The 22,773-nt window shown below is 56.6% G+C and carries 22 protein-coding genes; 4 read left to right on the top strand and 18 right to left on the bottom strand.

What is annotated here, in order from left to right; genetic code table 11:
• Window positions 1-84: 84 nt before the first annotated feature.
• From TSACC_RS02735 to TSACC_RS21415, 15 genes are all read right to left on the bottom strand, one after another.
• Entirely contained in the window at window positions 85-822 is a 738-nt protein-coding gene (locus TSACC_RS02735) for a hypothetical protein (protein ID WP_084400142.1), read from the bottom strand.
• 192 nt (window positions 823-1,014) lie between these two features.
• Complete coding sequence (locus tag TSACC_RS02730; protein ID WP_153811219.1) at window positions 1,015-1,656, bottom strand: hypothetical protein; 642 nt, start codon at window positions 1,654-1,656, stop codon at window positions 1,015-1,017.
• A gap of 17 nt (window positions 1,657-1,673) precedes the next feature.
• Complete coding sequence (locus TSACC_RS02725) at window positions 1,674-2,516, bottom strand: glycosyltransferase (protein ID WP_169809516.1); 843 nt, start codon at window positions 2,514-2,516, stop codon at window positions 1,674-1,676.
• Window positions 2,517-2,544: 28 nt separating this feature from the next.
• Window positions 2,545-3,435, bottom strand: a complete 891-nt coding sequence (locus TSACC_RS02720; RefSeq protein WP_075077862.1) for a glycosyltransferase family 2 protein — start codon at window positions 3,433-3,435, stop codon at window positions 2,545-2,547.
• A 3-nt stretch (window positions 3,436-3,438) separates the two neighbouring features.
• Window positions 3,439-4,296 (bottom strand): hypothetical protein, encoded by an 858-nt coding sequence (locus TSACC_RS02715; protein ID WP_153811218.1) that lies wholly within the window; start codon window positions 4,294-4,296, stop codon window positions 3,439-3,441.
• A gap of 155 nt (window positions 4,297-4,451) precedes the next feature.
• Window positions 4,452-5,567: a DegT/DnrJ/EryC1/StrS family aminotransferase gene (locus TSACC_RS02710; protein ID WP_075077860.1), complete on the bottom strand. Its 1,116-nt coding sequence runs from the start codon at window positions 5,565-5,567 to the stop codon at window positions 4,452-4,454.
• The gene (locus TSACC_RS02705) at window positions 5,560-6,522 is read right to left on the bottom strand and encodes an NAD-dependent epimerase/dehydratase family protein (protein WP_075077859.1); all 963 of its coding nucleotides are present in this window, start codon (window positions 6,520-6,522) and stop codon (window positions 5,560-5,562) included. The genes TSACC_RS02710 and TSACC_RS02705 overlap by 8 nt, the downstream gene beginning before the upstream one ends.
• A 10-nt stretch (window positions 6,523-6,532) precedes the next feature.
• Complete coding sequence (locus TSACC_RS02700; RefSeq protein WP_075077858.1) at window positions 6,533-7,366, bottom strand: class I SAM-dependent methyltransferase; 834 nt, start codon at window positions 7,364-7,366, stop codon at window positions 6,533-6,535.
• Between the two features lie 6 nt (window positions 7,367-7,372).
• The gene (locus TSACC_RS21175; RefSeq protein ID WP_084400141.1) at window positions 7,373-8,221 is read right to left on the bottom strand and encodes a methyltransferase, TIGR04325 family; all 849 of its coding nucleotides are present in this window, start codon (window positions 8,219-8,221) and stop codon (window positions 7,373-7,375) included.
• Between the two features lie 3 nt (window positions 8,222-8,224).
• Complete coding sequence (locus TSACC_RS21170; protein ID WP_237763888.1) at window positions 8,225-9,151, bottom strand: glycosyltransferase family 2 protein; 927 nt, start codon at window positions 9,149-9,151, stop codon at window positions 8,225-8,227.
• The gene (locus TSACC_RS02690; RefSeq protein WP_169809514.1) at window positions 9,148-9,849 is read right to left on the bottom strand and encodes an FkbM family methyltransferase; all 702 of its coding nucleotides are present in this window, start codon (window positions 9,847-9,849) and stop codon (window positions 9,148-9,150) included. Before TSACC_RS02690 ends, TSACC_RS21170 begins: the two co-directional genes overlap by 4 nt.
• 5 nt (window positions 9,850-9,854) lie before the next feature.
• Window positions 9,855-11,129: an ABC transporter ATP-binding protein gene (locus TSACC_RS02685; RefSeq protein ID WP_075077856.1), complete on the bottom strand. Its 1,275-nt coding sequence runs from the start codon at window positions 11,127-11,129 to the stop codon at window positions 9,855-9,857.
• Window positions 11,130-11,150: 21 nt separating this feature from the next.
• Window positions 11,151-12,023 carry an ABC transporter permease gene (locus TSACC_RS02680; RefSeq protein WP_075077855.1) on the bottom strand — a complete coding sequence of 291 codons (873 nt, stop codon included), beginning with the start codon at window positions 12,021-12,023 and terminating at the stop codon, window positions 11,151-11,153.
• A gap of 124 nt (window positions 12,024-12,147) precedes the next feature.
• Window positions 12,148-12,660 (bottom strand): GbsR/MarR family transcriptional regulator, encoded by a 513-nt coding sequence (locus tag TSACC_RS02675; protein WP_075077854.1) that lies wholly within the window; start codon window positions 12,658-12,660, stop codon window positions 12,148-12,150.
• A 306-nt stretch (window positions 12,661-12,966) separates the two neighbouring features.
• Window positions 12,967-13,227, bottom strand: a complete 261-nt coding sequence (locus tag TSACC_RS21415; RefSeq protein WP_153811217.1) for a hypothetical protein — start codon at window positions 13,225-13,227, stop codon at window positions 12,967-12,969.
• A 42-nt stretch (window positions 13,228-13,269) separates the two neighbouring features.
• Here TSACC_RS21415 and TSACC_RS02665 point away from each other — a divergent pair, with 42 nt between their 5' ends.
• Complete coding sequence (locus TSACC_RS02665) at window positions 13,270-14,016, top strand: FkbM family methyltransferase (RefSeq protein WP_075077852.1); 747 nt, start codon at window positions 13,270-13,272, stop codon at window positions 14,014-14,016.
• Window positions 14,017-14,054: 38 nt separating this feature from the next.
• On the opposite strand, the gene TSACC_RS02660 is transcribed toward TSACC_RS02665, so the two are convergent.
• The 3 genes from TSACC_RS02660 to TSACC_RS02650 form a co-directional block, all read right to left on the bottom strand.
• On the bottom strand, window positions 14,055-15,002 hold the full coding sequence (locus TSACC_RS02660) for a glycosyltransferase family 2 protein (protein ID WP_075077851.1): 948 nt from the start codon (window positions 15,000-15,002) through the stop codon (window positions 14,055-14,057).
• A 10-nt stretch (window positions 15,003-15,012) separates the two neighbouring features.
• Window positions 15,013-16,695, bottom strand: a complete 1,683-nt coding sequence (locus tag TSACC_RS02655) for a hypothetical protein (RefSeq protein WP_075077850.1) — start codon at window positions 16,693-16,695, stop codon at window positions 15,013-15,015.
• Window positions 16,696-16,777: 82 nt separating this feature from the next.
• A complete protein-coding gene (locus tag TSACC_RS02650; protein WP_075077849.1) occupies window positions 16,778-18,613 on the bottom strand; it encodes a hypothetical protein in 1,836 nt (611 codons plus the stop codon).
• 180 nt (window positions 18,614-18,793) lie between these two features.
• Here TSACC_RS02650 and TSACC_RS02645 point away from each other — a divergent pair, with 180 nt between their 5' ends.
• From TSACC_RS02645 to TSACC_RS02635, 3 genes are read left to right on the top strand one after another with little or no spacing between them, the layout of a single operon-like run.
• The gene (locus TSACC_RS02645; RefSeq protein WP_075077848.1) at window positions 18,794-19,789 is read left to right on the top strand and encodes a glycosyltransferase family 2 protein; all 996 of its coding nucleotides are present in this window, start codon (window positions 18,794-18,796) and stop codon (window positions 19,787-19,789) included.
• Between the two features lie 4 nt (window positions 19,790-19,793).
• The gene (gene asnB, locus TSACC_RS02640; protein WP_075077847.1) at window positions 19,794-21,650 is read left to right on the top strand and encodes an asparagine synthase (glutamine-hydrolyzing); all 1,857 of its coding nucleotides are present in this window, start codon (window positions 19,794-19,796) and stop codon (window positions 21,648-21,650) included.
• Complete coding sequence (locus TSACC_RS02635; protein ID WP_169809513.1) at window positions 21,647-22,771, top strand: glycosyltransferase family 4 protein; 1,125 nt, start codon at window positions 21,647-21,649, stop codon at window positions 22,769-22,771. Before asnB ends, TSACC_RS02635 begins: the two co-directional genes overlap by 4 nt.
• The last annotated feature ends 2 nt before the right edge of the window (window positions 22,772-22,773 follow it).

Below are 22,773 nucleotides of genomic sequence, written 5' to 3'. Positions count from 1 at the left end.
TCACATAATCCTTGCGGATGCGATCCGGAAGATTTGGAGAAGCGAGCTTCAATCAATTGTATCCATATCGAGCGAGCCGCCCCATCACCAATAGCAGCCATTCTCGATCTTGTTCCAATTCGCTGGCCGCTCAGATTCAAGCGGGCTGCGCCATGCGGTGGTTTGGAGCGCCCGAAAGGCGGGCTGCTCCCGCCAGCGCGTGCCAGCGATACCAAACAGAAGTTGCGTCGCTCCGCCGAGATGGATGCACGGCTTGCCCATCTTCTTGATCACTGCGCCAATCGGCAAACCGTAGGCCCCGCAACCCACTATCGCAGCATCGAATGTCTGTGAGGCTACGGCCTGGGCTAGCGCATCAAAACTCCCGCTCCACGACTCGCGTCCATCGCTATTGCCGCCAAGCGTCTGTGGCGGTCGCAGAGTCTTGAGGTTAAAAGAGGGGAGCACGTCGGGATTCGTAAATATGGCTTCCCGGCGATTACGATACTGATCCTCAATCGACTCCGTAAACGGATGCACCACCAGCACGTCAAGACCGGCCAGATGACGTGACCAAGGCTCGGGACCAAGGTACGGCTCGAGTGAACCGAGATCCGTCAATGCAGCACCAGGGCAGCGACTGCGAATATGCTCCGCCTCGTAAGGAGCATTCATCAGCCCCAGCAGATCAGCCTCTTCCAGCGCACCCAGATAGGTCTCCGTAAACCGGGCAAACTGATCCCTCGTCGCGGGATATACGCCGGCATGCAACCAAACCTTTTGTAAAAACGCCTCATCCGCCCGGCCTGTCTCCTGAAATACCCCGATGCAGTTGCTTTCCATCCAACCAAGTCGGCTCGCCAGAAATGGCCTTCGGTCACGCAGTGCTCCGCCGATAAACTGTCCGACTAGGTAGTGATTAAGTGTCGGCGTCAACCGTTGATCGGGAAGAGACACCGTCCGTCCGCGGGAACCCGACAGCACTGACCTCAATGAGGAGAGAATGGATGAACAGCTTGCCATGATGATCAGGTCTTAACGGCTTTTCCTCCAGAGTGAGCGAATGGAATTTTGCCAAACCCCGAGCAATGGCAACTCGATGTAAGTATCCAGCGTGCCAATGCCATTGCGTCGAGCCCATGCATTGTAATGCTTCACGTTATGCTTGAAATACCGATCCCCACCCGCGCTGGCCTGGGAGCGCTCGTGCGAGGGATGATCGATGTAGCCGACGTGGTTTTCGTAAGCCCCCGCCTTCTGGCAGGCGCGCGAGAGCCACCAGTCAATGGTCGCCGCCCCACACCAGAGATCCGGCATATCTCGCACCAGCAGATCGTCCCAGATGACATCGGGGATATAATACATGTCGACGCCGTAGGTGATCTCATGCGAGGGCAACTCCCGACGATGAAAACCATGCGCAATATCGAGGTTCGGAAGATCGAAAGGGTCGCGAGTGATGATGACGTCTGAGTTGCACCACACGAATCCCCGCCCATTGGAGTTCGCGCGACCGAGCTTTAGGATTTCGGCAAACTTTACCATCTTCGGCCCAGCGCGAAAGATGACGGGATCAAGACCAAAAGCCTCGATACTCTCAAGCAGCTTTGCCTGAGCATTGCGGAGACGTTCGCTCCGGCACGGCTCGATCCACTGGAAAACGACGGGCTTTTTCATGAGACAGACCGAAGGATCTACCGCGCCCTCCACTGCGCCTCAGCGCAATCGTACTCGAAAATGCGCGCAGGAGACGGAGGGAGGATATGATTCCACAACAAACCCCGCAGCACCGGGTTGCAGCGGTATTCCCAATATTCAGTAAGCTTCTCCCGGAAGGTCATCGGACGCACGAGCGAGCGAGCCTCTTCATTGTAGGCGTCGATGCTACCGCTGAGCTGACCATGATGAATGCGGAAAGCTCCCAGATGCGAATACACCGAATGCAGTGGAGCCTGTGTCGCAAAGGAATGCCACAGAAAATAGTCACCCGCCAATCGGAACCGGCGCAACTTTTCGAAGTTGATGGTGCGATTCAGCTTCGCCGACCAGAAGGTCGACTCCTGCTGCACGCCGGGCCGCGGATGCGGACCCAAGTATACGCCCGTCTCGAAAAACTCCCGCCGAAACCGCGGCGGTTTCCACGATGCGATGATCTGTGAGCGGTCATTCTGCAGCACACTGTATCCCGTTACCCAGTCCACCCCAGGATGAGTGAATACCTCCGCCAAAATCTCGAAGGCGTGAGGATGGTAGGTATCTCCGGCATTCAGGTACGCCACGACGTCGCCTGTAGCGGATCGCAAACCCTTGGCTAACGCATCGTACATCCCCGAGTCCGCCTCGGAATGAAACTCCACACCCCGATCTGCATATCTCTCCACGAGCGACGCGGTCTCGTCCGTCGATGCCCCATCAACGATCCGATACTCCAGTTCGACAGAGCCATCACGAACCGCCGTTTGATTAACGATCGAGTCAATCGTTTCGCCAAGCAAACCCACCGCATTACGGCAGGGAGTAATGATGGAAAATTTCACCAAAGACCGAGCTCCGCGATTCCCACGATCATGTTATTGCATACGTCGGATGGAACTTCACATACCTGTCCGCTCCGGCATCAAAGCCCAAGACAGGCCCTCGGTAAGCAGTTTGATAAAACCACGAGTGCAAGAGCCGGCGCGACCATGGACGCTTGAAAAAGAACCTCTCGGCCGTGTCTTTTCTCTGGATTAAGGCATCGCCCCGCCGGACGGATTCCGCTGGCAGCGAGCTCCTTACTTTTTGGACCTCCTCACGATAGAGATCCGCCCCTTGAAACGAGCGGTTGGCATCCGTGTAGTTAAATCCACCAAGTAACGCAGTCGTCGCCACCAAATCGGCATGACGGGCAAAACGCGTCCACAATTCGAAATCTCCCGCAATGGTCCATCGCAGGTCCAAGCCCCCGGCTTTCTCAAACAGGCTGCGCCGCCAGAAACAGCACTCCTGCATCACGCAGCCCAATCCGCCGGGATAAAATGCGCCTCCCGCCAACAGCTCCCGGGGAAAAGGGGTAAGGTTGGACATCCCTTGGACAGCGCCATCCCGCAACTCACTACGGATGCCCGTAATCCACTCTACCTCTGGAAAATCGCGAAAGATCCGATTCACAACGCGCAAAGTCCATGGGAAATAGACATCGTCGCTATTCAGCCAGCAAAGAACATCCCCCGTAGCATGGGAAAACCCTTTATTGATTGCATCGTATTGCCCACGGTCCCGCTCGATAATGAGTTTGGAGAAACGATCACGATAACCGCTCAGGATCTCAGGACTCTTATCCGTACTGCCACCGTCCACAACGATGTACTCGAAGTTCGGGTAATCCTGCGCGAACACGGAATCCACCGTGCGAGCAAGCCGCGCCTCCCCATTGAAGTTCGGAGTGACCACAGATACCTTCAAGTCACCTACCATATTTTACTCAGCAAATCTGAGGACTTCGGCTCGTATCCGCTCCGCCATGAACTTACTCCATTTTTCCCACCTTCTTACCAAGGATTTCGGCTTCCGTGAGGGATCACCCGCTACGGAATGGCGAGAATAATTAAATGCAATATCCCTATAGCCTACTGCCTCCAACCGAGCTGAGGCATGCATCACTGCTTCGAGATAGGGTTTATATAGCAACTTCGCCGCAATCCATTTTCTTGCGGTTGATATTTCATAATCTCCTAGACCCGTCCAAACGTAACTGGGCCGAGATTGCCACATATTGGTAAAATGATAAAAAAGGACTGGGCGCCCATCTGCCGCGGGATGCGCCCAAACGCCGCTAACCTTGTGTCTACCAAGGTTCCAAGGCGCAAGATTCGCCCCCGGATGATCGATGATTTTGACCTTTCGATAGAGAGTCGGCCACTCATCCAGATACTTCTGATCACCGAACTTTCCGTCCTCCGGACGGTCATAGCACCATTCGATGCATTGCTCGCGCCATCGACGAACACACCGCAGCCCTTCTTCATCACGCCGGATCGAAACCCATCCGACATTGAAGCGCCCATATTGCAGTCGGTCGGAATAGGCACGGGCATGCCGGTGCTCAATGATCCCGATCGACGCGTCTCCGAGTTCCCGGAAGACCGCCTCATAGTTGCTGAAGAAATACAAATCCGCATCGAGATAGGTCAGGATATCTATCTCCGAATGCCTCCCGAAGAGGAAGGTCATCCACGCCGCCGTCAGCGTAAAAATATACTCCGATGGGCTGCGCTCCGGCTTCACCGTGAGCAAGGCGGAGTCGAATGCCTCCAACTCCCCCAGACTCACCGCCACGATATTTTCGTCCGCCAAACGGTCCAACCGCTCGCGACACTCAGGACTCAGGCAAAGGAACCAAAGGCGAAATTCGCCCCCACTCTTCCGCATGGACTCCACCAAGGCCAAAGCCCGGGACAAAAACCGATGATCTGCGTACGTGCAGAAATGCCTCATGCAAAGAAGCTAACCACGCCATCAATCACTCGAGCCACCTCCCCATCCATGAGATGCGGGTGCATTGGCAGACACAGCAAGGTGCGGCAGGCCTCCTCAGACGCGCCAAGGTCGACAGTGCTTTCATCGACATATTCATAATATGCGGGCTGACGATGAATGGGCTGCGGGTAGAGAATCCCCGCCAGCACTTTGCGCTCCGCCAGATGGGCTTTGAACTCATCCCTTCGTGAAGTCGCGATGGTGTACTGATGGAAAACATGCCCGTCATGAACCACTGGGCGAAGGATGTCCAGCGCGGCAAACGCCTTGTCGTATTGACTGGCAATAGCGCGACGCCGAGCATTGTCCGCATTGAGATGGCGGAGTTTTACCCGCAGGATTGCCGCTTGCAGTTCATCGAGCCGAGAGTTCATCCCCACCTCGGAACTAATGTACCGTTCCCGCCACCCGTATTGACGCAGCGAGAGAATGCACTCAGCGATTTCCGGTGACCGAGTGAAAGCCACACCGGCGTCTCCCATGGCTCCAAGATTTTTGGTCGGATAACAGCTGTATGCCGCGGCATGACCGAACGTTCCAACCTTGCCCCCATTCCACAAAGCCCCGTGAGCCTGCGAACAATCTTCCACCACCTGAAAGCCATGTATTTCCGCCCAGGCCATGAGCGTCGTCATGTCAATCGCTTGACCGTAAAGATGCACCGGTACCACGGCCGCCAGCTTTCTCTCCGAAACCAGCACCTTTTCTAAGGAGGCGAGATCGAGCAAAAATGTCTCCGGATTGATATCGAGAAACACCGGTCTGGCACCAGCCCTGACCACCGCCGTAGCCGTTGCCACCGCCGTATGAGTGGGTATCGCCACGTGGTCGCCGGGCTGCACCCCGCAAGCCCGCAGACAAAGTTCCACGGCATCGGTGCCGTTTGCCAGGCCGATCGCATACCCTCCGCCCATCCATTCCGCATACTCTCTCTCAAAAGCGGCCACCTGATCGCCGAGGATGTAGTTCGTCCCGTTCAGCGCCGTATGTAGCGCCGCATCGATCTCCTCGCGGTGAACTTGGTAGGAAGCCGACGGATTCGCGGGAAAGACAAGGAACGGATCAGACATAGGAGAAGAGATTCTTCCGATAATAAGCCAGCAGGCCTGCCAGACTATCCCGCAGGCTGACATCGGGAGCCCATCCGAGGTCGGCGTGAATTTTGTCGGCATTTGTATAGTAGTCGCCGATGTCGATGCTTTTGCGATCGGTAGGGTACTCGCGCACTAGGAGTTCGCCCCCGCCATTCACATCAATCAACAATCTGCCGAGATCGAGGAGGTTGATCGATTCTTTGGAGCCGACATTATAAACCTGTCCGGCGGATTTGTCCGAGCGCGCCGCAAGAACAAGGGCATCCACACAATCAATAACATCAAGGATGTCGCGCAACTGCTCCCCCCCCCAGACCTCGATCGGCTTGCCATCGATCAAATTGCGAATCCAGACGCCAAGAAACGTCTGGCGGGCATCCTTTACCCGCATGCGAGGACCAACCACGTTGGTCAATCTCAGCACAGTTGTTGCTATGCCATAAACCTTACCATAAAGCAGATGATATTGCTCGCCCGCGAGCTTATTGACTCCATTCACATCCACCGGATCGAGCGGATGGTTTTCATCCACTGGCAGATAACGCGGCTTCCCATAAATCTGCCGGGTACTGCCAAAAATGACACGAATATTTGGATTATGATGTCGGCAAGCCTCGAGAATCGAAAGCTGCGCCTTGCAGTTGATATCCAGATCAATCTCCGGCCTAGCCATCGAGTCCATGTGGCTCGTCTGCCCCGCCAGATTGAACAAGACATCCTGCCCCTTCACCAAATGGCAGAGACTATACTGGTCCCGCACATCCGAGATATTGACTCGCACCCTATCCTCGATACCTTCAATGTTAAAGAGGTTGCCGCCATACTCCGGCACCAGGCTGTCGATCAAAGTAACCGTCGCCCCCTCAGCCACAAGCCGCCGAGCCAGATTCGAGCCAATGAAGCCGAGTCCGCCAGTGATGAGTGCTTTCATGAAAACTTCCTTAAGATTTTCTCGCTTCGATCACCATGAGATCGGGTTTCTCAATCACGCCCGCCTCATCAACCTCCAGATGATAGTACGCCCATCTCGGGATTTCGCTCTCGCCGTGATTTCTTGCTATGATGGACCTGAATCCAGCGTCCCGCATAACTCGCATCATCTCGTAGCGGTCATAAGCCCACTGGTGCACTTCGCCACCGAGCAACCGGAATCGCCCGATCTCCAGAGCTCGCAGATCGTCTTCAAGGGTTTTGCAGTTCAGCAACTTTTTAAGCAGGAACTGCCCCAATCGCCCCCACGGAACCTTATCGGCAAGGGAAGTTCTCGACGAAGAATCTCGTCGGGATCCCTTCAATATCTTTATGAGATCCGAACCCTCCTTGCCAATACGATCAACGATGAAGCGCTCATTTGGAAGATTGGTCCGTGCCAGCATATCTCCCATTTCCCCACCGCTACGCTCCCGCGCAATCTGATCGAAGATTTCCACCATCATCCACTCATGGTCCGCGTCCGCAGTAATATCTCCGCGATCCAGGCGGTCAATACACTCGAGATAAACCCTCGCTTGTCTCTCGAAGTCAGGAACTGCCAGACGCAGATAACCTCCTGCCTTCAGAATACGTCGGCACTCCGCGAGAAAAGCGGGGACATTTTCACGGCGCACATGTTCCAGAACAGCCGCCGAATATACAACGTCGGCTTCGCCATCGCCCAACGGCAAGCCCCGAGTCAAATCGCAAAGGATGACACCAGGCACCGAGGCATGAAGATCGAGATTGAGCCAGTCAGGATGAACACGGCAGCCGCAACCCACATTAACAAGCATTTCCATAATTACCTAATCGCGCCTGACAAAGTGATATCCCTTGAAGATGGTTTGTCCGCCTTCTAGCAGATAGTGATCAACGTTCCTCCATTCCGAGACACAGGAGTACCCCGCACTTTTCACATACTTCAGGAAGCGACACTCCGAAAAGAACCAGGCAGGGTAAGACGCCTCGTAAACATTCTTCGGAACACGCTGAATAGTCAACCGATCTTCGGGTTGATCGATCAAGGCCAGTTTGTCGAAAATAACAGACGATACCCGCCGGGATAAAAAGCTATCAAGGATATCAAAAGGAGAGTCGACGTACTGTAGCGAGGCACCAAAAAACGCAGCATTGGGCCTGACCTCCTCTATGCCCTGATCGATCTCCCGAAAAAACCGCAGGGCTTCGGAAGACAGCTCACGGTTTCCGAAATCCACGTAATGCGGTTGCTCCACGACCCCCCAGAGGAGGCGGGGAAGACCTGTCAGATAAACACGTGACTGAAAGTAGACACTGCCGAGCGAACCGCCAAAATCCAACACCCGCAGCTCCCCTCGATCTCGCGCCGCCTGCCAGAGCAGCGCCGCGAGAGTTTCCCATCGATATTCCGGTTTTTCGAAAAGCACCGAATCCCGCTCAAACGCAGCAAACCCATCCCGCACCGCAATTGCTGCCTCCTTGATTTTGATAAAAATCTGGTCTGCATCGTAGCCTCCGCACTCCGCGGCAGCGACGTCCCAGGACGGGTAGTCTCCGGAAAAAACCGGCGGCTCGATCGCCGCCGCAGCCGGTTCGGGCTCATCCGCAGTACCTCGCAATGCGGAATAAACCTTCCATAGGTATTCGCGGAACGATGGGATATCACGCAGAGCCATTACTTAATTAAACACCGATTTCAAATACTTGATCACTCGGAGAAAGATGCCACCATTGGTATAGTGGGGAAGCAACTGATCGCGCAAAAAATCGATAATCCTTTTTCTGGCCCTTGTATTCTCCGAAACGGGAAGGCGATCAACACACAGGGGACGACTATCCGCCTCGACCAAAAGGTGGGCGGGAACGTCATGGCAGTGCGTCCCGCTTCCATCAAGACCGATATTTCGGACGAGGGAACGCCCGGGATGCAAAGTGAGCATATCTTTCAAAAAGGCGGAGGCATGCCACCGGATCGCCCAAGAGTCATTTCGTCCCTCGATTTGATCGCGAAGCATTTGCGTGTAAGACGCTGCACCATCGAGATCAAACTCGTTCAGCAGTCCTCGCTCTTGGAGACCTTGCAGCAGCCGATTCCCATCTGATTCAAAAACCCTCCATGCCCGTCGCCAAGTAGCCCATCCCCAGCAGTCTGCACCTTTCAGAAAAAACGTCTCAGGGAGTCCCTTGATATCATAAACAAACCCATGAATGCTCGCGACCGCTTCATCATCGCGGTAAGTCGTTAAGGCATCATTCATGTACTGGAGAAAGAAAGGGGCGGTTACGAGGTCATCCTCCATTACGATAACCGACTCGTGCCTCTCAAGCATTCCCGACACCCCCCTAATGATGGATGCCGCAAGCCCGATGTTTTCGCTCTGCTCGACCAGCGAAACAGACTGAAAACCATCGATGGACGATACATACTCACGAATCTCGCCGCCGAGGCCTCTATCGTCTTCATTCCGTGGCCCATCCAGAAAGACAAACAGCGCGGAGCCACGGGCGATCGTATTCTTCGCGAGGGCCTCCACTGTTCGCTGCAGATGCAGCGGTCGATTGTATGCGAAAAGCGCAATCGGCGCGAATGGACACGCTTCAGTCACGCCACGTCACCCGTCCTCTGATAGAAAACCGTCCGTCCTGTACAGGCGACAGCCTTGTATCCCCGTTCCGTCACGTATTTCCACACATCGGATTTGCCTAAGGCCATGAGATCGGGAAGCATTTGCTCGACTAAGATGAAATCAAAGGAGTACTTCTGCAGATCGACGGATGAAAGCACCTCGACCTCCAACCCTTCGACATCAATGGTCAAAAAACTCGGACTAACGAACCGCTCGCGGTGGCGTTTGAGAATTTCTGAAAGCGGAAGCGTCTCAATATCAAGGATCCGCTCTAGTTTATAGTGCGTATCCTTAAGTTCCTCCCGCCGATCATTATCAATGCCGTTCAGCGCAGGTTCATTGTAGCAATAGAACTTGCGCACCGCAGCTTCCCGGCTGATTGCAACCTCGAGATTAACATCCTCTGACCGAAGCTCCCGAAACGGCACCATGCTCCCCGGAGTAGGATCGATATTAATCCCTCGCCAGCCCGCCTGATAGAACATCCACGTATTAGAAAACCGCGTAGGATGGTGCGCCCCTACATCGACAAAAAAACCCTTGCGATTCCACTCAGGATCAATCAACCCAGCTAGAACAGCATCCTCGCCCTCCTGCGCAAAGAAGGAACAACTGGCACAGCCTTCTGTCTCATCGCGCCTTAATCGTTGAAGAAATCCGCCTACTTTAGCGAACATTGCAACTATCCCTCCAACTCCCATGCTTGCTCAAGCAAGACGCCTCCATGAGTTTCAGGAATCATCCGGCCTGTACCGTAGAAATCTCCATTCTCAACCTCCATCACTTTAGCCTCCTGAATCCAATCCTGGATAACGCCATTATTGAATACAATCACATTCATCGTATATGTACCCTTACATAAGGGTAGCTTTTTCAAACGGCAAACCGCAATGCCCTCAGTATCATAAACCCCAAAAAAACCTCGCGCATATTCATTTCCAAGCGTCGCCAAAAAAGTCGACTGACCATGATAAATACTTATAGCAAATGCAACATTTTCCAATTTCACCCTCGGATCCTTAACGTACTTTATCCTAAATTCAATTTCTTGACCTGAAAGGTAAACTCTCTGCTCTTCGGCATCCGGACCCACAATACTCAAATCCTTAACCCGAATCGCCCCAACCCCAACCCTATCCCGCCGCTCAAGTAATGAGGTCGCAGAAATCTCAGATATTCGTCCCAAGTAAAAGTTAACCGCTTCCGAAATTCCACTTTTAGGAAGCACCACCTTTCCTTCCTCGAGCACAACCGCATGCGTACACAAGCTGGAAAGTGTAGCCATATTATGACTAACAAACACAACAGTCCGACCCTCCCTATGAACCTCATTCAGCTTACCGGTACATTTTTTCTGAAAATTCACATCCCCAACCGCCAACACTTCATCAACAATAAGAACCTCTGGATCAAGGTGCGCAGCCACCGCAAACGCAAGCCTTACATACATCCCACTTGAGTATCGTTTAACAGGAGTATCGATGAAGGCCCCAATTTCAGCAAAGCTCACTATCTCATCAAACTTAACCCGCACTTCACGGCGACTCATCCCAAGAATCGCACCATTGAGATAAACGTTTTCACGCCCGGTTAGTTCCGGGTGAAATCCGGTCCCCACCTCCAACAGACTCGAGATGCGACCGCGTGTTTTGATCGCGCCAGAGGTCGGCGATGTCGTGCGGCTTAAAATTTTTAGGAGGGTTGATTTACCTGCGCCATTTCGCCCAATCACTGCAAGAGTATCTCCTGCCTGGATCGATAGATTGATGTTCCGTAAAGCCCAGAATTCATCACCTTTTTCGATTCGTTTACTATGTTCGCCTATGACAGAGTTTGGATCTTCCTTACCTCTTTTACGAGCCCACCAGCTTTGGAGGTCCTTGACGAGCATGCCCCGGTTGATGGTGCCCAAGCGGTAGCGCTTGGAGACGTTCTCAATGCGGATTAGTTCAGACATTAGTTTCCGTTCGCCTCTCTTCTAAATGGTATCGGCGAAGTCTTTCTCGACCTGGTTAAAGATGGCGACTCCAGCGGCAAAGATGATCAAGGAGACTACGGTCAGGATGCCCAGCTCGGGATAATTTACAATGCCGGTTCCGAGGAAGGAATTGCGAAAGGTCTCGATGATCGGGGCGACCGGATTGAGATCGAGGATCCAGCGATATCTTTCATCGATCTGCGAGCGGGAGTAAAAAATGCAGCTCCCATACATCCAGAGCTGCATGCCAAAGCTCAGGGCCATCTGGAGATCGCGGTAGCGAGTGGTCAGCGAGCTGACGATGCAGCCGAATCCTATCCCCATCAGGCAGACTTGCAGTACAAGGACCGGGAAAGTAAGTACATCGATGCCGGGGCGGATGTCATTTCCCCTCAGATAAAAGAACAGCAGAAAGGCCAGAAACATCAGGAACTGGAGGACAAACGTCGCCAGCACAGAGAACACCGATGCAATAGGGACAGTAAGCCGGGGGAAGTACACCTTACTAAAGATCTGCGCATTGGCGGAGAAAACTCCGGAGCAGCGCATGAGGCAGGCGGAAAAGAGCCCCCACATCACGATGCCGGGCATATAGAAAATGAAGGGCGGTACGCTGGAGGTACCCATCTTGGCGATCTGGCCGAAGACGAGAGCAAAGGCGAGTGTCGTCAACAAGGGCTGCAGGATGAACCACACCGGGCCGAGTACCGTCTGCTTGTAGGTGGAAACAAAATCCCGGCGGAAGAAGAGGTAGATCAGGTCCCGATACCGCCAGACGTCGGCGAGGTTCAAATCAAACCACGATCTCTTCGATGTAATGATTCTGTCCCATTTCTCGGAAGAGATGCCGGGTGTTTTTACGAGGCTATCCATTAAATTGAATTTTTCCGGGCATGCTGCCGCCCTTGGTAGCTCGCTTTACGGCGAGACCATTTTTTAAGTTCTAAGATGTTGGGTTTTGTCTGCTTCACAGACAGTACTCCTCAAGGGAGCGGGGTCATCGGACGAGGAACTTCAGGATCCAGGGGAGCATTTTGTTCCCCTTTTCGAGCCAGTGTTTGAGCCGCTCGATTTTCATCATGGTGGCTTTGCGCTGCTCGGGGGTCATGTCGGCGGAGAGCTGCTCCATGCGGCGGATGCGCTCCAGGGCGCGCTCCATCCGAGGGTGCAGCTCTTCCTTGATGAAGGCGGTGGCAAATTTGCTCAATTCCAAGTCGGCGACATAGTGGTCTCGCCGATCTCCCGGGACATAGGTGGTTTTGACGGCTCCCACTCCGCGGAGGAGTTTGAGCCCCTGACTGGCTGCGCCGAGGCTGATGTTGAGCCTGCTCATGATCTCGTCCATCGCCAAAGGCTTTGGCGCGACGAAGAGAAGACCGTAGATCTCCCCAACCGATTTCGGCAACCCAATCAGTTTCAGGAAGTTAATGAACATCTGGATCGCTTCAATCTCGATCTCCGACAACTCTTTGTCCGCTTCCTGTGGCAGGGTGATCGGTTTTTCCAGCATGTCTGGGATAGAGTGTTATCCCGAACTTCATTGATTTCAATAAAAAATGAAGGCAACCAAACTCCCTTCACTTCGGTTTACCGTGAAGAAGATGTGTCTTTTGGTCAATGATACGGATGGCAAGGCCACGTTGCGGGCCGGTGCTACGGGCCCGATTTTCTCGTAAAGGAATGCGCCTGACGCCGGGCACCGCCAATTCGGTATGGTGACTGCCGGATCGTTCCCTTTGGGAGGGAGGGCGCCTTAAGAGGCGTCCATGACAATTATTCTTACTTCGTTCGCGTAACATTCGACGCATCGTTCGGTTCAGGCAGGTCTTGGTGTCATGCGCGTCACCGCGCGTACTGTGAAATTTGGGACAGGAGCTTCGCGAAGGAAACACACACCCATTTCCTGCAAGAAACTCCGACTGCCATCATCGCCATCGCCATCGCCATCGCCATCGCCATCGCCATCGCCATCGCCATCGCCATCGCCATCGCCATCGCCATCGCCATCGCCATCGCCATCGCCATCGCCATCGCCATCGCCATCGCCATCGCCTATGCACATTGTCTGTTGCAGCATCCCGGACATCGCATATACGGTGTTGGGCTACCTGAGGAAACCATGTTAAGACGTCTGGCAACATCATCGCTCCGGAAACTCGGCTTCGAACTGCGCCGTATTGACTCTGTCCGACGTACATGCTCGCCGCTAGAAGAGTTCCTGAAGACATGGACGCAGATCGGGGTTCCGCCAACGTTCATCATCGATGTCGGCGCGAACCATGGAAAGTGGACACGGACGGCGCTTCAGTACTTCCCGAGAGCGAGCTATCTGCTGGTCGAGCCTCAGGAGGAGCTCAGGAAGTACTCCGAGGAGCTGCTGGGAAAAACCGATATCCGCTGGCTCACTGCCGGAGTCGGCGACCAGGTGGGCGAGTTGCAGCTTTCCCTGATGTCCCGCGACGACAGCTCAAACTTTCGTCTCTCCAAAGAGGAGGCTGGTCGGCTGGGAATTTCCCAGAGAGCCGTTCCCATCACAACGCTCGATGAGATCGCGCGATCAGAAGGCCGCGTCCCCGAGATGGTCAAGATCGACGCGGAGGGACTAGACCTGCGCGTCCTAAAAGGGGCCTCGACTCTGCTGGGAAAAACGGAGGTATTTCTCGTGGAGAGCGGTGTCTGCTGCCTGGAGCTGGAAAACTCCTTCCACGCCATTTACTCGTTTCTGAGTTCGCACGGCTATCGCCTGTTCGACTTTACCGACTTCAATCGCGCGCCCCGGAGCCGCACGCTCTGGCTCACCGAGATGGTCTTCGTCCGCGAAGACTCCGCGGCCTGGCGGCACGATCTGCTGCGCAGCTACGAGTAGCAGTTCGCCCGGACCCGGGCACCCGGCCTGATCTCCCGCTATTTCAGGTGAGACGTGCGCCGGATCAGGGCATGCAGCTCATTGTGATAGCGCAGCTGGGTTTGCAGGATGAAGCTGATGCTGAGGCTGAGAGCGCCCAGAATGGCAAATCCGACCGCCAGGAGCGCGAGCGGCACGTGATAAACGTAACGAAAGATCGCGTAGTCGATGATTGGCAGTGCGCCAGCTGCGAGGCTCAGGAGCAGGAAGATCGCAGCCACCATTCCAAAGAATAGACCCGGGCGATAGTCGCGACAAATGAGGGCAAAGGCCCAGACGACGAGCGCTCCATCGCGGTAGGTATTGAGCTTGGAAAAGCTTCCTTCCGGGCGTGATCCATAGGGCGTGTCGATCTCGGCGACGCGATACCCCTTGGAGAGTGCCTGCAAGGTCATCTCGATCTCGATCTGAAAACCGGAGGCGTAAAGGGGGATGCTCTTTACGAAGTTGCGGGTGAAGACACGGTATCCGCTGAAAACATCCTCGATCGGCGCTCGAAACGCGGAGCGAATAAGCCAGCAGACAAACTGGTTGCCGAGCTGGTGCATCGGGCGGTAGGCGCCAGCGAGTTGCTCCTTGGGCGTGCATCGTTTACCGACGAGCATATCGGCGGAAAGCTCGTGAAAGGCCTTGAGCAGTTCAGGCGCGGAGTCGGCCGAGTAGGTCGAGTCGCCATCGACCATGATGTAAATGTCGGCCTCGATGACGGAAAACATATGCCGCACGACGCAGCCTTTGCCTTGATCCGGGGAATAAACCACCTTGGCTCCAGCAGCACGGGCCACCTCAGAGGTGCGATCTGTGCTCCGGTTGTCAAAGACCCAGATCGTTGCATCGGGCAGCACGCGCTGAAAATCGGCGACCACCTTGGCGACGGTCTTCTCCTCGTTGTAGCAGGGTACGAGTACCGCTATGGACGGCGAAGTGGGAGACAGAGAGTTGGCCATGGAAGGTGAATCACGAACGAGTTGGGAGATACCTCTGTACGATGGGCTGGAGATGTTTCCAAACCACTGGACGGAGATAATGTGCGGCAACAACCAAGACGAACACCGCCATCGCCGTCAAGGCGAAGAGAAGGAATCCGCCGAGGCTGATCCGGTATCGCTGGATGTCGAGAGCGTGGACAATGGAGACCGTGAAGGCGTTTGCCATCGGCGCGGAGAAAAGTATCAAAGCTCCCCAGGCAGCGAGTCGATAGGCACCAAGCTCCGGACGCACCAGCACCAGGACAAATGCCGCGGCAAAGAGGACTATCGTCGGGATATGGAGTCTCGTCGCGATCTTGGCCCATTCCCGGCCCACATTACTTTGGTGCAGATGGGGCAGATGGCGGCTCAACCCCGCGGCCTGATCCAGATAGACCCGACACATCTCCTGGATGTGTGGGCGGTAATCATCGACGATGTTCAGCTCAAATGAGTTTCCGGCCGACTTCGCGATGCGGCTCCAAACCAGATCGCCGCGGTAAAAGGTTGAGCCCGACGGCAGCAGTACGTGGCTTAGTTGAGTCAGGACCTTGCCCGCCATTCCCAGAGGATTGGTCAGCGCGGTAGCAAGATATAGTTTGATACAGTAGGATCGGAATTTTTCAGGATCCGCTCCTGCGTATTCATAGAGGGAGTCCATGAAATGCGAGCGGTAAAAGAGATAGTCGGGGTTGAATCCGAGCTTCTCGTAGTTGTGCTGCATCGTTTCCGCGACGTGCATCTCGCTGCGCAGTTCGGCGAGCAAGGTCTCCAGCCGGGCCTTTTCCGGGTCGCCAGCGGGCATCGCGGCTGCATCTGCGGTGAGCTTTTTCTCGATCAGCCGGGCGTGAATCGTAAAGAGCGTCGAAGGCAGAAACGTGCGTGATCTTTTGTCCTTGATGAACCACAACTCGGGCGGGAGCCAGAGGAAGATCCCGCAAAGAACAACTCCGAGAGCAGGGCCTACGAGCTTTGCTCGCAGCGGCAATCCCTTGCCCACGATACCGACGAAGACCGGAGCAACCGTGGCGAGAAATGCAAACAGCCAACTGGGCTTGAGCAAGAGGCACCCGTAGGCAAAAAACAGCGCCCCGGCAGCAGTGAGGATCGCGATCATCTCATGCGGGCGCTTCCAGCGACACCAGCAATAGGCCATGAGGCAGGCGAGCTGGGCGTAGCCAAAGAATTGCATTACAGATTCCGGTCTGAGCGCCGACTCGAGAAAGATCAGCTGCGGGTTTACAGCCTGCATCCAGATTGGAATCGCACCCGCCACGACCACGGCGAGACGAATCCAAGGCTTCAGATCAAAGAAGGACACCCAGATGCGCCAGGTCACGGCCATGAGGATGATCGAGATATACCCGAGCGCCTGCTGCCAGTAGAAAAGCCCGGCAAAGCTGCCCGTGGTCTTGAGAAACAACGTCACGAGACCCGGATAAAGCCAGTCGCGGCCATTGGTTTGCCGGAATCCGTCTCCGCTCAGCCAGGAGAGCGCCGGATTGACGTACCCCCAGGTATCCGGATCGCCAAAGGGTACTGGTGCGAGCGGTGCGCGGGCCTGCCAGGCGCAGAAAAGGAGATAGGCCAGGACAAGCCACTCGATGCCGACCGGGGCCGATTTGGCCAGGCCTGCCAGAGGTGGTGGTGCCTGCTTGTTCTCTCGATTCATCACGGTTGCCTACCGGGCGGACTCCCGGCGGGCAAGAGGAAAGCGCATCATCTTGCAGTCGCGCCGCGAGGGGCGAAGCACCCTATCTCTCTGTCGCATTTTCGTCCCGCAGGTAAACCTCCTGCCGTCCGAATACGCCTCCCAGGTGATAGTGGGAGCGAATGTATTCGTAGGTATCCGCAGCCCATTGCGAGAATTGCGACGCGTCGTTTTTGTTGATCTGTCGATTGTCGATCACGATAGCTGCCGGGGCATACTTCGCCAACTCGGCGAGAGTTTCCCGGTGAAAATCCGCCCCCGCCGTCGCGTTGTCGATGTAGAGATTGTACTCGTAGGAAGGGCGGTTGGCGAAAAAGTTGATCGTCGGCGCGTACGGATAGCACACAACATACTCGCCAGGTTTGGTCCGGGTGCGCAGGAGATCGTACACTCCCTGCATCTCCGCCAGCTCCTTCTTCTTTAGCCAGACTCGGACGCCATTTTCGGCGACAAACTCGTAGCGACGCTTGTTTTTCGCCGCGATGGTTCCTGCCGATTCCTTTGGAAAGGAATGATAAACGTACAAGCCCGCATCGAGGATCGACAGGCAAAGGACGAGCGCAATCACCACCACCCCGACCGAACCAGCGGCGCGAAAGCGCCTCACTGCGCACCAACCGGCAAGGGCCAATGCCACGAGAAACGGAGCCATGAATTCGCTGAGGTGCGGCGTATCGGGCCGGAAAAAGTAATACTGCGGAAACAGGGTCAGCGAGCAACCGAAGGCGGTGAGGACAGCGAGATAGTCCGCCCCAGCCTCCTTTTGTCGACGGATCAACGCCGAGACAAACGTCACCGAAAATATCCCGACGAAAAGCGGAGCCACCAGTAGAGGAAGATGAATGATGACCGCGAATGCCCGGTCATAAAATACGGGCAGCGTCCATGCATCGCTCATGAGAGGCCTTTGCAGTGAGCTTCTGTCGATGGAGCGCCCGGAGGCATCCGAGTTTGCCTCGGGGACTGGTTGCGGGACTGAACCGCTCTCCACTGGGGCCGGCGTGACATCCACCGGAGCATCGGATGCTCCCGTCGTAGCGGAAAAAAGCCCGGTGCGAACGAGATGGAACCAGTTCAGGTATTGCCCAACAAACTGCTGGTCAAACCCGCGGGCTCTCGCGTCGAAGTATACCGGCAGATGCAGCAATACGGCCACCGCCAGAGCCAGAGCCGTCCCCGAGGCGGAGATGCCGATACGCCGGACCACCGAACCGGAGGCAATACAGGGCGCGAGGATGGCCAGTCCCACCATGATGAAGGTGAAAAAAAGCCCCAGGTCGACTCGGATCAGGTAGGTCAGCCCCAGACCCAGACCAGCTATCACCATCCACAGGAGCTGACGGCCAGAGGATTTCTGCTGAAAAACATAAGCCTGCAAAAGCAGGTAGATATTCAGCAACCCGAGAAATGGCATGTAGTTGCGGAAGATCATTCCCGGGATGAGAACGACCAGAAAAGCCACTCCCACCGAGAGAACGCCGAGTCCGGTCGCCCGCCGAAGCGTGAAAAAGGCGAGCAACCCGGAGCAGGTGCAGATCGCAAAAAAGAAGATGCGTAATGCCACGTAGCTCGGGCCGACGACTTTGAACAACCCAACCACCGGGTAAAACCACATGACATTGTACCCGAGGAATGTGTCCGCGATCGGCCTCTGTCCTTCCAGGAGGCGCAGGGCGATCACCGCTGCCGTGCCACCCTCCCCGCTGAGGTTCAACCCGGAGCGGTAATATTGCGCATAGTACAGCGCCGCCAGAGCCAACACCAGGAGCCAGCCGTGCCGCGCAAGCCAGCCGTCCGCGGTAACGGCAGCGGACCGGGCATCCACCCGGCCGATCCTCGACACGAGCTGCTTCCAAATCGGCTGGGGGGCTCCGGTCATGGGCAAGTCACCGCCTCCAGCCTCCCGGCAGCGTTTCCCTGAAAACTATGTGCGGCTGGGAACATTGAGGGCTAGCAACGACATTGAGGGGGGCATTTCAAGAAAAAATGAAATCCCCGTGGTTCCGGCCTCGGCTTTTTTCTGGCACTCGGGAAATTTTGGTCCGATGCTGCCCGGCTGATGATTTCGCTGACAGTTCCGATTTATAACGAGGAAGGCTCGATCGAGCCCTTGTTCGAAAAAGTGCGGGCTGTCATGGACCCGTACGGACAGCCTTGGGAGATTATCTTTGTCAACGACGGGAGCGTCGACCGCAGCGCCCAGATCCTCGATCGTCTCGCCGCAGATTATCCGCAGGTCAAGGTGATCCATTTCCGGCGCAACTTTGGCCAGACAGCGGCCATGATGGCGGGGTTCGACTACGCCTCCGGCGACGTGATCATCCCGATGGATGGCGACGGCCAGAACGACCCGCACGACATTCCCCGCATGCTCGAGCAGATCGAGGCGGGCTATGACGTTTGCTCCGGGTGGCGTAAGGATCGACAGGATAACGCCCTCCAGCGCAACCTCCCGAGCATCCTGGCCAACAAACTCATCTCGGCCGTCTCCGGAGTGCAGTTGCATGATTTTGGCTGCTCGCTGAAGGCCTACCGCGCCGAAGTGATCAAGAACGTCCGCCTTTACGGCGAGATGCATCGATTTCTGCCCATCTATGCCAAGTGGCATGGTGCCCGCATCACAGAGATCCCCGTCAATCACTACGCCCGCACCGCCGGATCCTCGAAGTACGGGCTCGAGCGTGTCGTCAAGGTGTTGATGGATCTTGTGACGGTGAAGTTCATGGACAAGTTCATGCTCAAGCCGATGTACCTTTTCGGCTTCTGGGGCATCCTGTTTTTCGCCGCCTCGCTCGGCTTCACGGTCTGGACCTTTTACATGCGGACGCGTGGGTACTATTTCACCGCGACCCCGCTGCCGATGATGGCGGTCTTTTCTTTCATGACGGGCGTGATTTGCGTGCTCATGGGTCTGCTGGCCGAGATGGTGACGCGCACCTTCCACGAGTCGCAGGGCAAATCGATCTACATCGTACGCAGTACGCGCAATGTGACCCCCGGCGATAGCGTTCTGCCAATCCCGGTTCAGGCCGCAGCTACCGCAACAGTTCGATAACACCATGTGCGGCATCGCGGGATTTCTCGGGACGGGCACGCGTTCCGATCTCCAGAGGATGACCAATGCCCTGGCCCACCGCGGGCCGGACGCCGAGGGGTTGTTTCAGATCGAGGCCGAGGGACTGCATCTCGGCCATCGCCGCCTGAGCATCGTCGACCTCACCTGCGGAGCCCAGCCGATGCATACGGCGGATGGACAGTACTCCATCGTCTTCAACGGCGAGATCTACAATCATGCCGCCCTCCGTGTGGAACTCCAGCAGCGGGGATGCGTTTTCCAGACCGACCACTCGGATACCGAGGTGCTCCTGCACGGGTATCGCGAACACGGTGCGGCTTTCGTCGAGCGTCTGAACGGCATGTGGGCCTTCGCGATCTGGGACCATGCGCGGCGCGAGCTTTTCATCAGCCGGGACCGCTTTGGCAAGAAGCCGCTCTATTGGTTCCACCATCAGGGAACGTTTGCGTTTGGCTCCGAACTGACCGCCCTGCTGGAGCACCCGTCGTCGCCTCGCAATGAGTCTCGGCTGGCCCTGCAAAAGTTCTTCGCCTACGCGCTGATTCCCGCCCCGCATTCCATCATCGAGGGAATCTGGAAGCTCCCGGCTGGCCACAACCTGCTCGTCCGCCCTGGGGAGGCTCCAAAGATTTCGCGGTACTGGAGATTTGAACTCGAACCCGAGGAGTCGTGGAACTCCCGCCCCGAGCAGGACCTCGCCGAGGAACTCCTTAGCCTGCTTGATGACGCCGTGGCGCGCCGCCTCATGTCCGACGTGCCGCTCGGCGTATTCCTTAGCGGCGGCATCGACTCCACCGCCGTTGCCGCCCTGGCCTGCCGCCATGTCGATCGCGGCCAGCTCAAGACGTTCAGCATTGGCTTTTCCGAGCCGACATTCGACGAATCCGCCTTCGCCAAACGCGCCGCCGAGCATTTGCAAACCTCGCATTCCCTGGAGATGCTCGATCTCGACAAGGCCATCGAGGTGCTGCCGCTCATCCTCGACAAGCTGGACGAGCCGCAGGGCGACAACTCACTGCTCCCCACGTGGCTGCTCAGCCGGTTCACCCGCCGCCATGTCACCGTCGCCCTCGGCGGCGATGGGGGCGACGAACTCTTTGCGGGATACGAGACCTTTCGCGGCCTGAACAAGGCGCAGTGGTATTCCCGTCTGGTGCCGAAACCCGTGCACCACGGCATCGCCGCGCTGGCCTCGCTCATGCCGGTGTCGCACAACAACCTGAGCTTTGACTTCAAGATCAAGCGCGGCCTCGGCGGCGTGCAGTACCCCGCGCCGTACTGGAATGCCGCATGGCTCGGCGCCGTGGCCCCCGGCGAACTCTCGCGCTGCTTCGGCGGCTCCGTCGACCTGGAAGCCGTGTACTCCGAGGCGATCGAGGTGTGGGATGCCTGCCGCCAGAAAACCCTGCTCGACCGCACACTGCAGTTTTACACCGAGATCTACATGCAGGACGGCATCCTCGCGAAGGTCGATCGCGCCAGCATGATGCATGGCCTGGAGGCGCGCAGCCCGTTCCTCGACATCGAGGTGGCAAACTTCGCCCGCCGCCTGCCGAATCGGTTCAAGCTTCGCGACGGCGTCACCAAGTATCTCCTGAAAAAAGCCCTCGAACCGCTCCTCCCGGCAGACATCATTTACCGGAAGAAAAAGGGCTTCGGCACGCCAATGAGCGCGTGGTTTCACACCGGCAAGCTCACCATCACCGAGCCCTCGCACTTCGCCCAGGCCAGGGCTGTGGCGCATCTCAACCGGAAATCCGACGAGCGGCTCTTCCTTTGGTGCCAATACACGGCGGAGCAATGGCGGGCTCGCCGCCAGCGGGCGGGGCTCATCGCGTGAAGGTCCTCGTTCTCTGCTATGAATACCCGCCGGTAGGGGGAGGCGGCGGACGCGTGGCCGCCCAGGTCGCCACCGGCCTCGTCGCCCGCGGACACGAAGTACGCGTCCAGACCTCGGGCATGCGCCACCTGCCTGCGCATGAAGACCGCGACGGCGTGCGCATCGAACGCGCCGAGTCCTTCCGCAAAAAGGAGGACACCTGCAGCGTCCCGGAAATGGCGCTCTATCTCGCCACCAGCTTCCTGCCCGCCCTGAAGCTCGCCCGCGAGTGGAAGCCCGACGTGATCCATGCGCATTTCGCCGTTCCCACCGGCGTATTGGCTGCTTCGGTTTCCGCGCTGACGCGCATCCCCTACGTGCTCACCGCCCACCTCGGCGATGTGCCGGGCGGCGTACCGGAGCAAACGTCGCACCTCTTCAAGATCGTCGACCCGTTTGCCCGCATCCTTTGGAAAAGAGCCGCGGCGACAACGGCGGTCAGCTCCTATGTGGGGGCCCTCGCCCGGGCCGCCTATGCGGCAGACCCTCACGTGATCCTCAACGGCATCGCCGCTCCCGCAAATACGGGAGACCAGAAAATCGCCAACAAGCTCCTGATGGTCGGTCGCCTGAGCGTGCAAAAAAATCCCCTCCTCGCCATCGAGAGCCTTGCACTGGTCCGGGATCTGCCCTGGACCCTCGACGTTATCGGCGATGGCCCCCTTCGCGCGCAGATGGAAGAGCTCGCCCGGCAGAAAGGCATTGCCGACCGCATCACCTTTCGCGGCTGGCTCGATGCCCGCGACGTCCACGCCGCCATGGCGGAGTCTGAACTGCTCTTCATCCCCTCCCTGCACGAAGGCCTTCCCATGGCAGCCATCGAGGCGCTGCACCATGGCCTGGTCATTGTCGGCTCCAATATCGGCGGCCTGGCCGACGTCCTCTCCGACGACGAAAACGGCTTCATGTGTCCCCTGGAAGCTCCCGCCTTCGCCGAGAAACTCCAACTGCTGCTCACCTCGCCGGAGTTGAAAACCCGCATGGCGCTGCATTCGCACAAACTGGCAGCCAGCTTCGGCGTCGATCGATCCGTCGATGGCTACGAAAAGGTGTTGCGCGCCGTGGCGGGAGAGAAAGAATAGCC

This window comes from Terrimicrobium sacchariphilum, from assembly GCF_001613545.1.
GTDB lineage: Bacteria > Verrucomicrobiota > Verrucomicrobiia > Chthoniobacterales > Terrimicrobiaceae > Terrimicrobium > Terrimicrobium sacchariphilum.
The sequence above is the reverse complement of the archived record's forward strand: the minus strand, read 5'-3'. Positions and strand labels throughout refer to the sequence as shown.

Coding starts and splice junctions, on each gene's coding strand:
- TSACC_RS02735 (WP_084400142.1), bottom strand. CDS start 822: ATGGAAAGCAACTGCATCGGGGTATTTCAGGAGACAGGCCGGGCGGAT.
- TSACC_RS02730 (WP_153811219.1), bottom strand. CDS start 1,656: ATGAAAAAGCCCGTCGTTTTCCAGTGGATCGAGCCGTGCCGGAGCGAA.
- TSACC_RS02720 (WP_075077862.1), bottom strand. CDS start 3,435: ATGGTAGGTGACTTGAAGGTATCTGTGGTCACTCCGAACTTCAATGGG.
- TSACC_RS02710 (WP_075077860.1), bottom strand. CDS start 5,567: ATGTCTGATCCGTTCCTTGTCTTTCCCGCGAATCCGTCGGCTTCCTAC.
- TSACC_RS02705 (WP_075077859.1), bottom strand. CDS start 6,522: ATGAAAGCACTCATCACTGGCGGACTCGGCTTCATTGGCTCGAATCTG.
- TSACC_RS02700 (WP_075077858.1), bottom strand. CDS start 7,366: ATGGAAATGCTTGTTAATGTGGGTTGCGGCTGCCGTGTTCATCCTGAC.
- TSACC_RS21175 (WP_084400141.1), bottom strand. CDS start 8,221: ATGGCTCTGCGTGATATCCCATCGTTCCGCGAATACCTATGGAAGGTT.
- TSACC_RS02690 (WP_169809514.1), bottom strand. CDS start 9,849: ATGTTCGCTAAAGTAGGCGGATTTCTTCAACGATTAAGGCGCGATGAG.
- TSACC_RS02685 (WP_075077856.1), bottom strand. CDS start 11,129: ATGTCTGAACTAATCCGCATTGAGAACGTCTCCAAGCGCTACCGCTTG.
- TSACC_RS02680 (WP_075077855.1), bottom strand. CDS start 12,023: ATGGATAGCCTCGTAAAAACACCCGGCATCTCTTCCGAGAAATGGGAC.
- TSACC_RS02675 (WP_075077854.1), bottom strand. CDS start 12,660: ATGCTGGAAAAACCGATCACCCTGCCACAGGAAGCGGACAAAGAGTTG.
- TSACC_RS21415 (WP_153811217.1), bottom strand. CDS start 13,227: ATGCTGCAACAGACAATGTGCATAGGCGATGGCGATGGCGATGGCGAT.
- TSACC_RS02665 (WP_075077852.1), top strand. CDS start 13,270: ATGTTAAGACGTCTGGCAACATCATCGCTCCGGAAACTCGGCTTCGAA.
- TSACC_RS02660 (WP_075077851.1), bottom strand. CDS start 15,002: ATGGCCAACTCTCTGTCTCCCACTTCGCCGTCCATAGCGGTACTCGTA.
- TSACC_RS02655 (WP_075077850.1), bottom strand. CDS start 16,695: ATGAATCGAGAGAACAAGCAGGCACCACCACCTCTGGCAGGCCTGGCC.
- TSACC_RS02650 (WP_075077849.1), bottom strand. CDS start 18,613: ATGACCGGAGCCCCCCAGCCGATTTGGAAGCAGCTCGTGTCGAGGATC.
- TSACC_RS02645 (WP_075077848.1), top strand. CDS start 18,794: ATGATTTCGCTGACAGTTCCGATTTATAACGAGGAAGGCTCGATCGAG.
- asnB (WP_075077847.1), top strand. CDS start 19,794: ATGTGCGGCATCGCGGGATTTCTCGGGACGGGCACGCGTTCCGATCTC.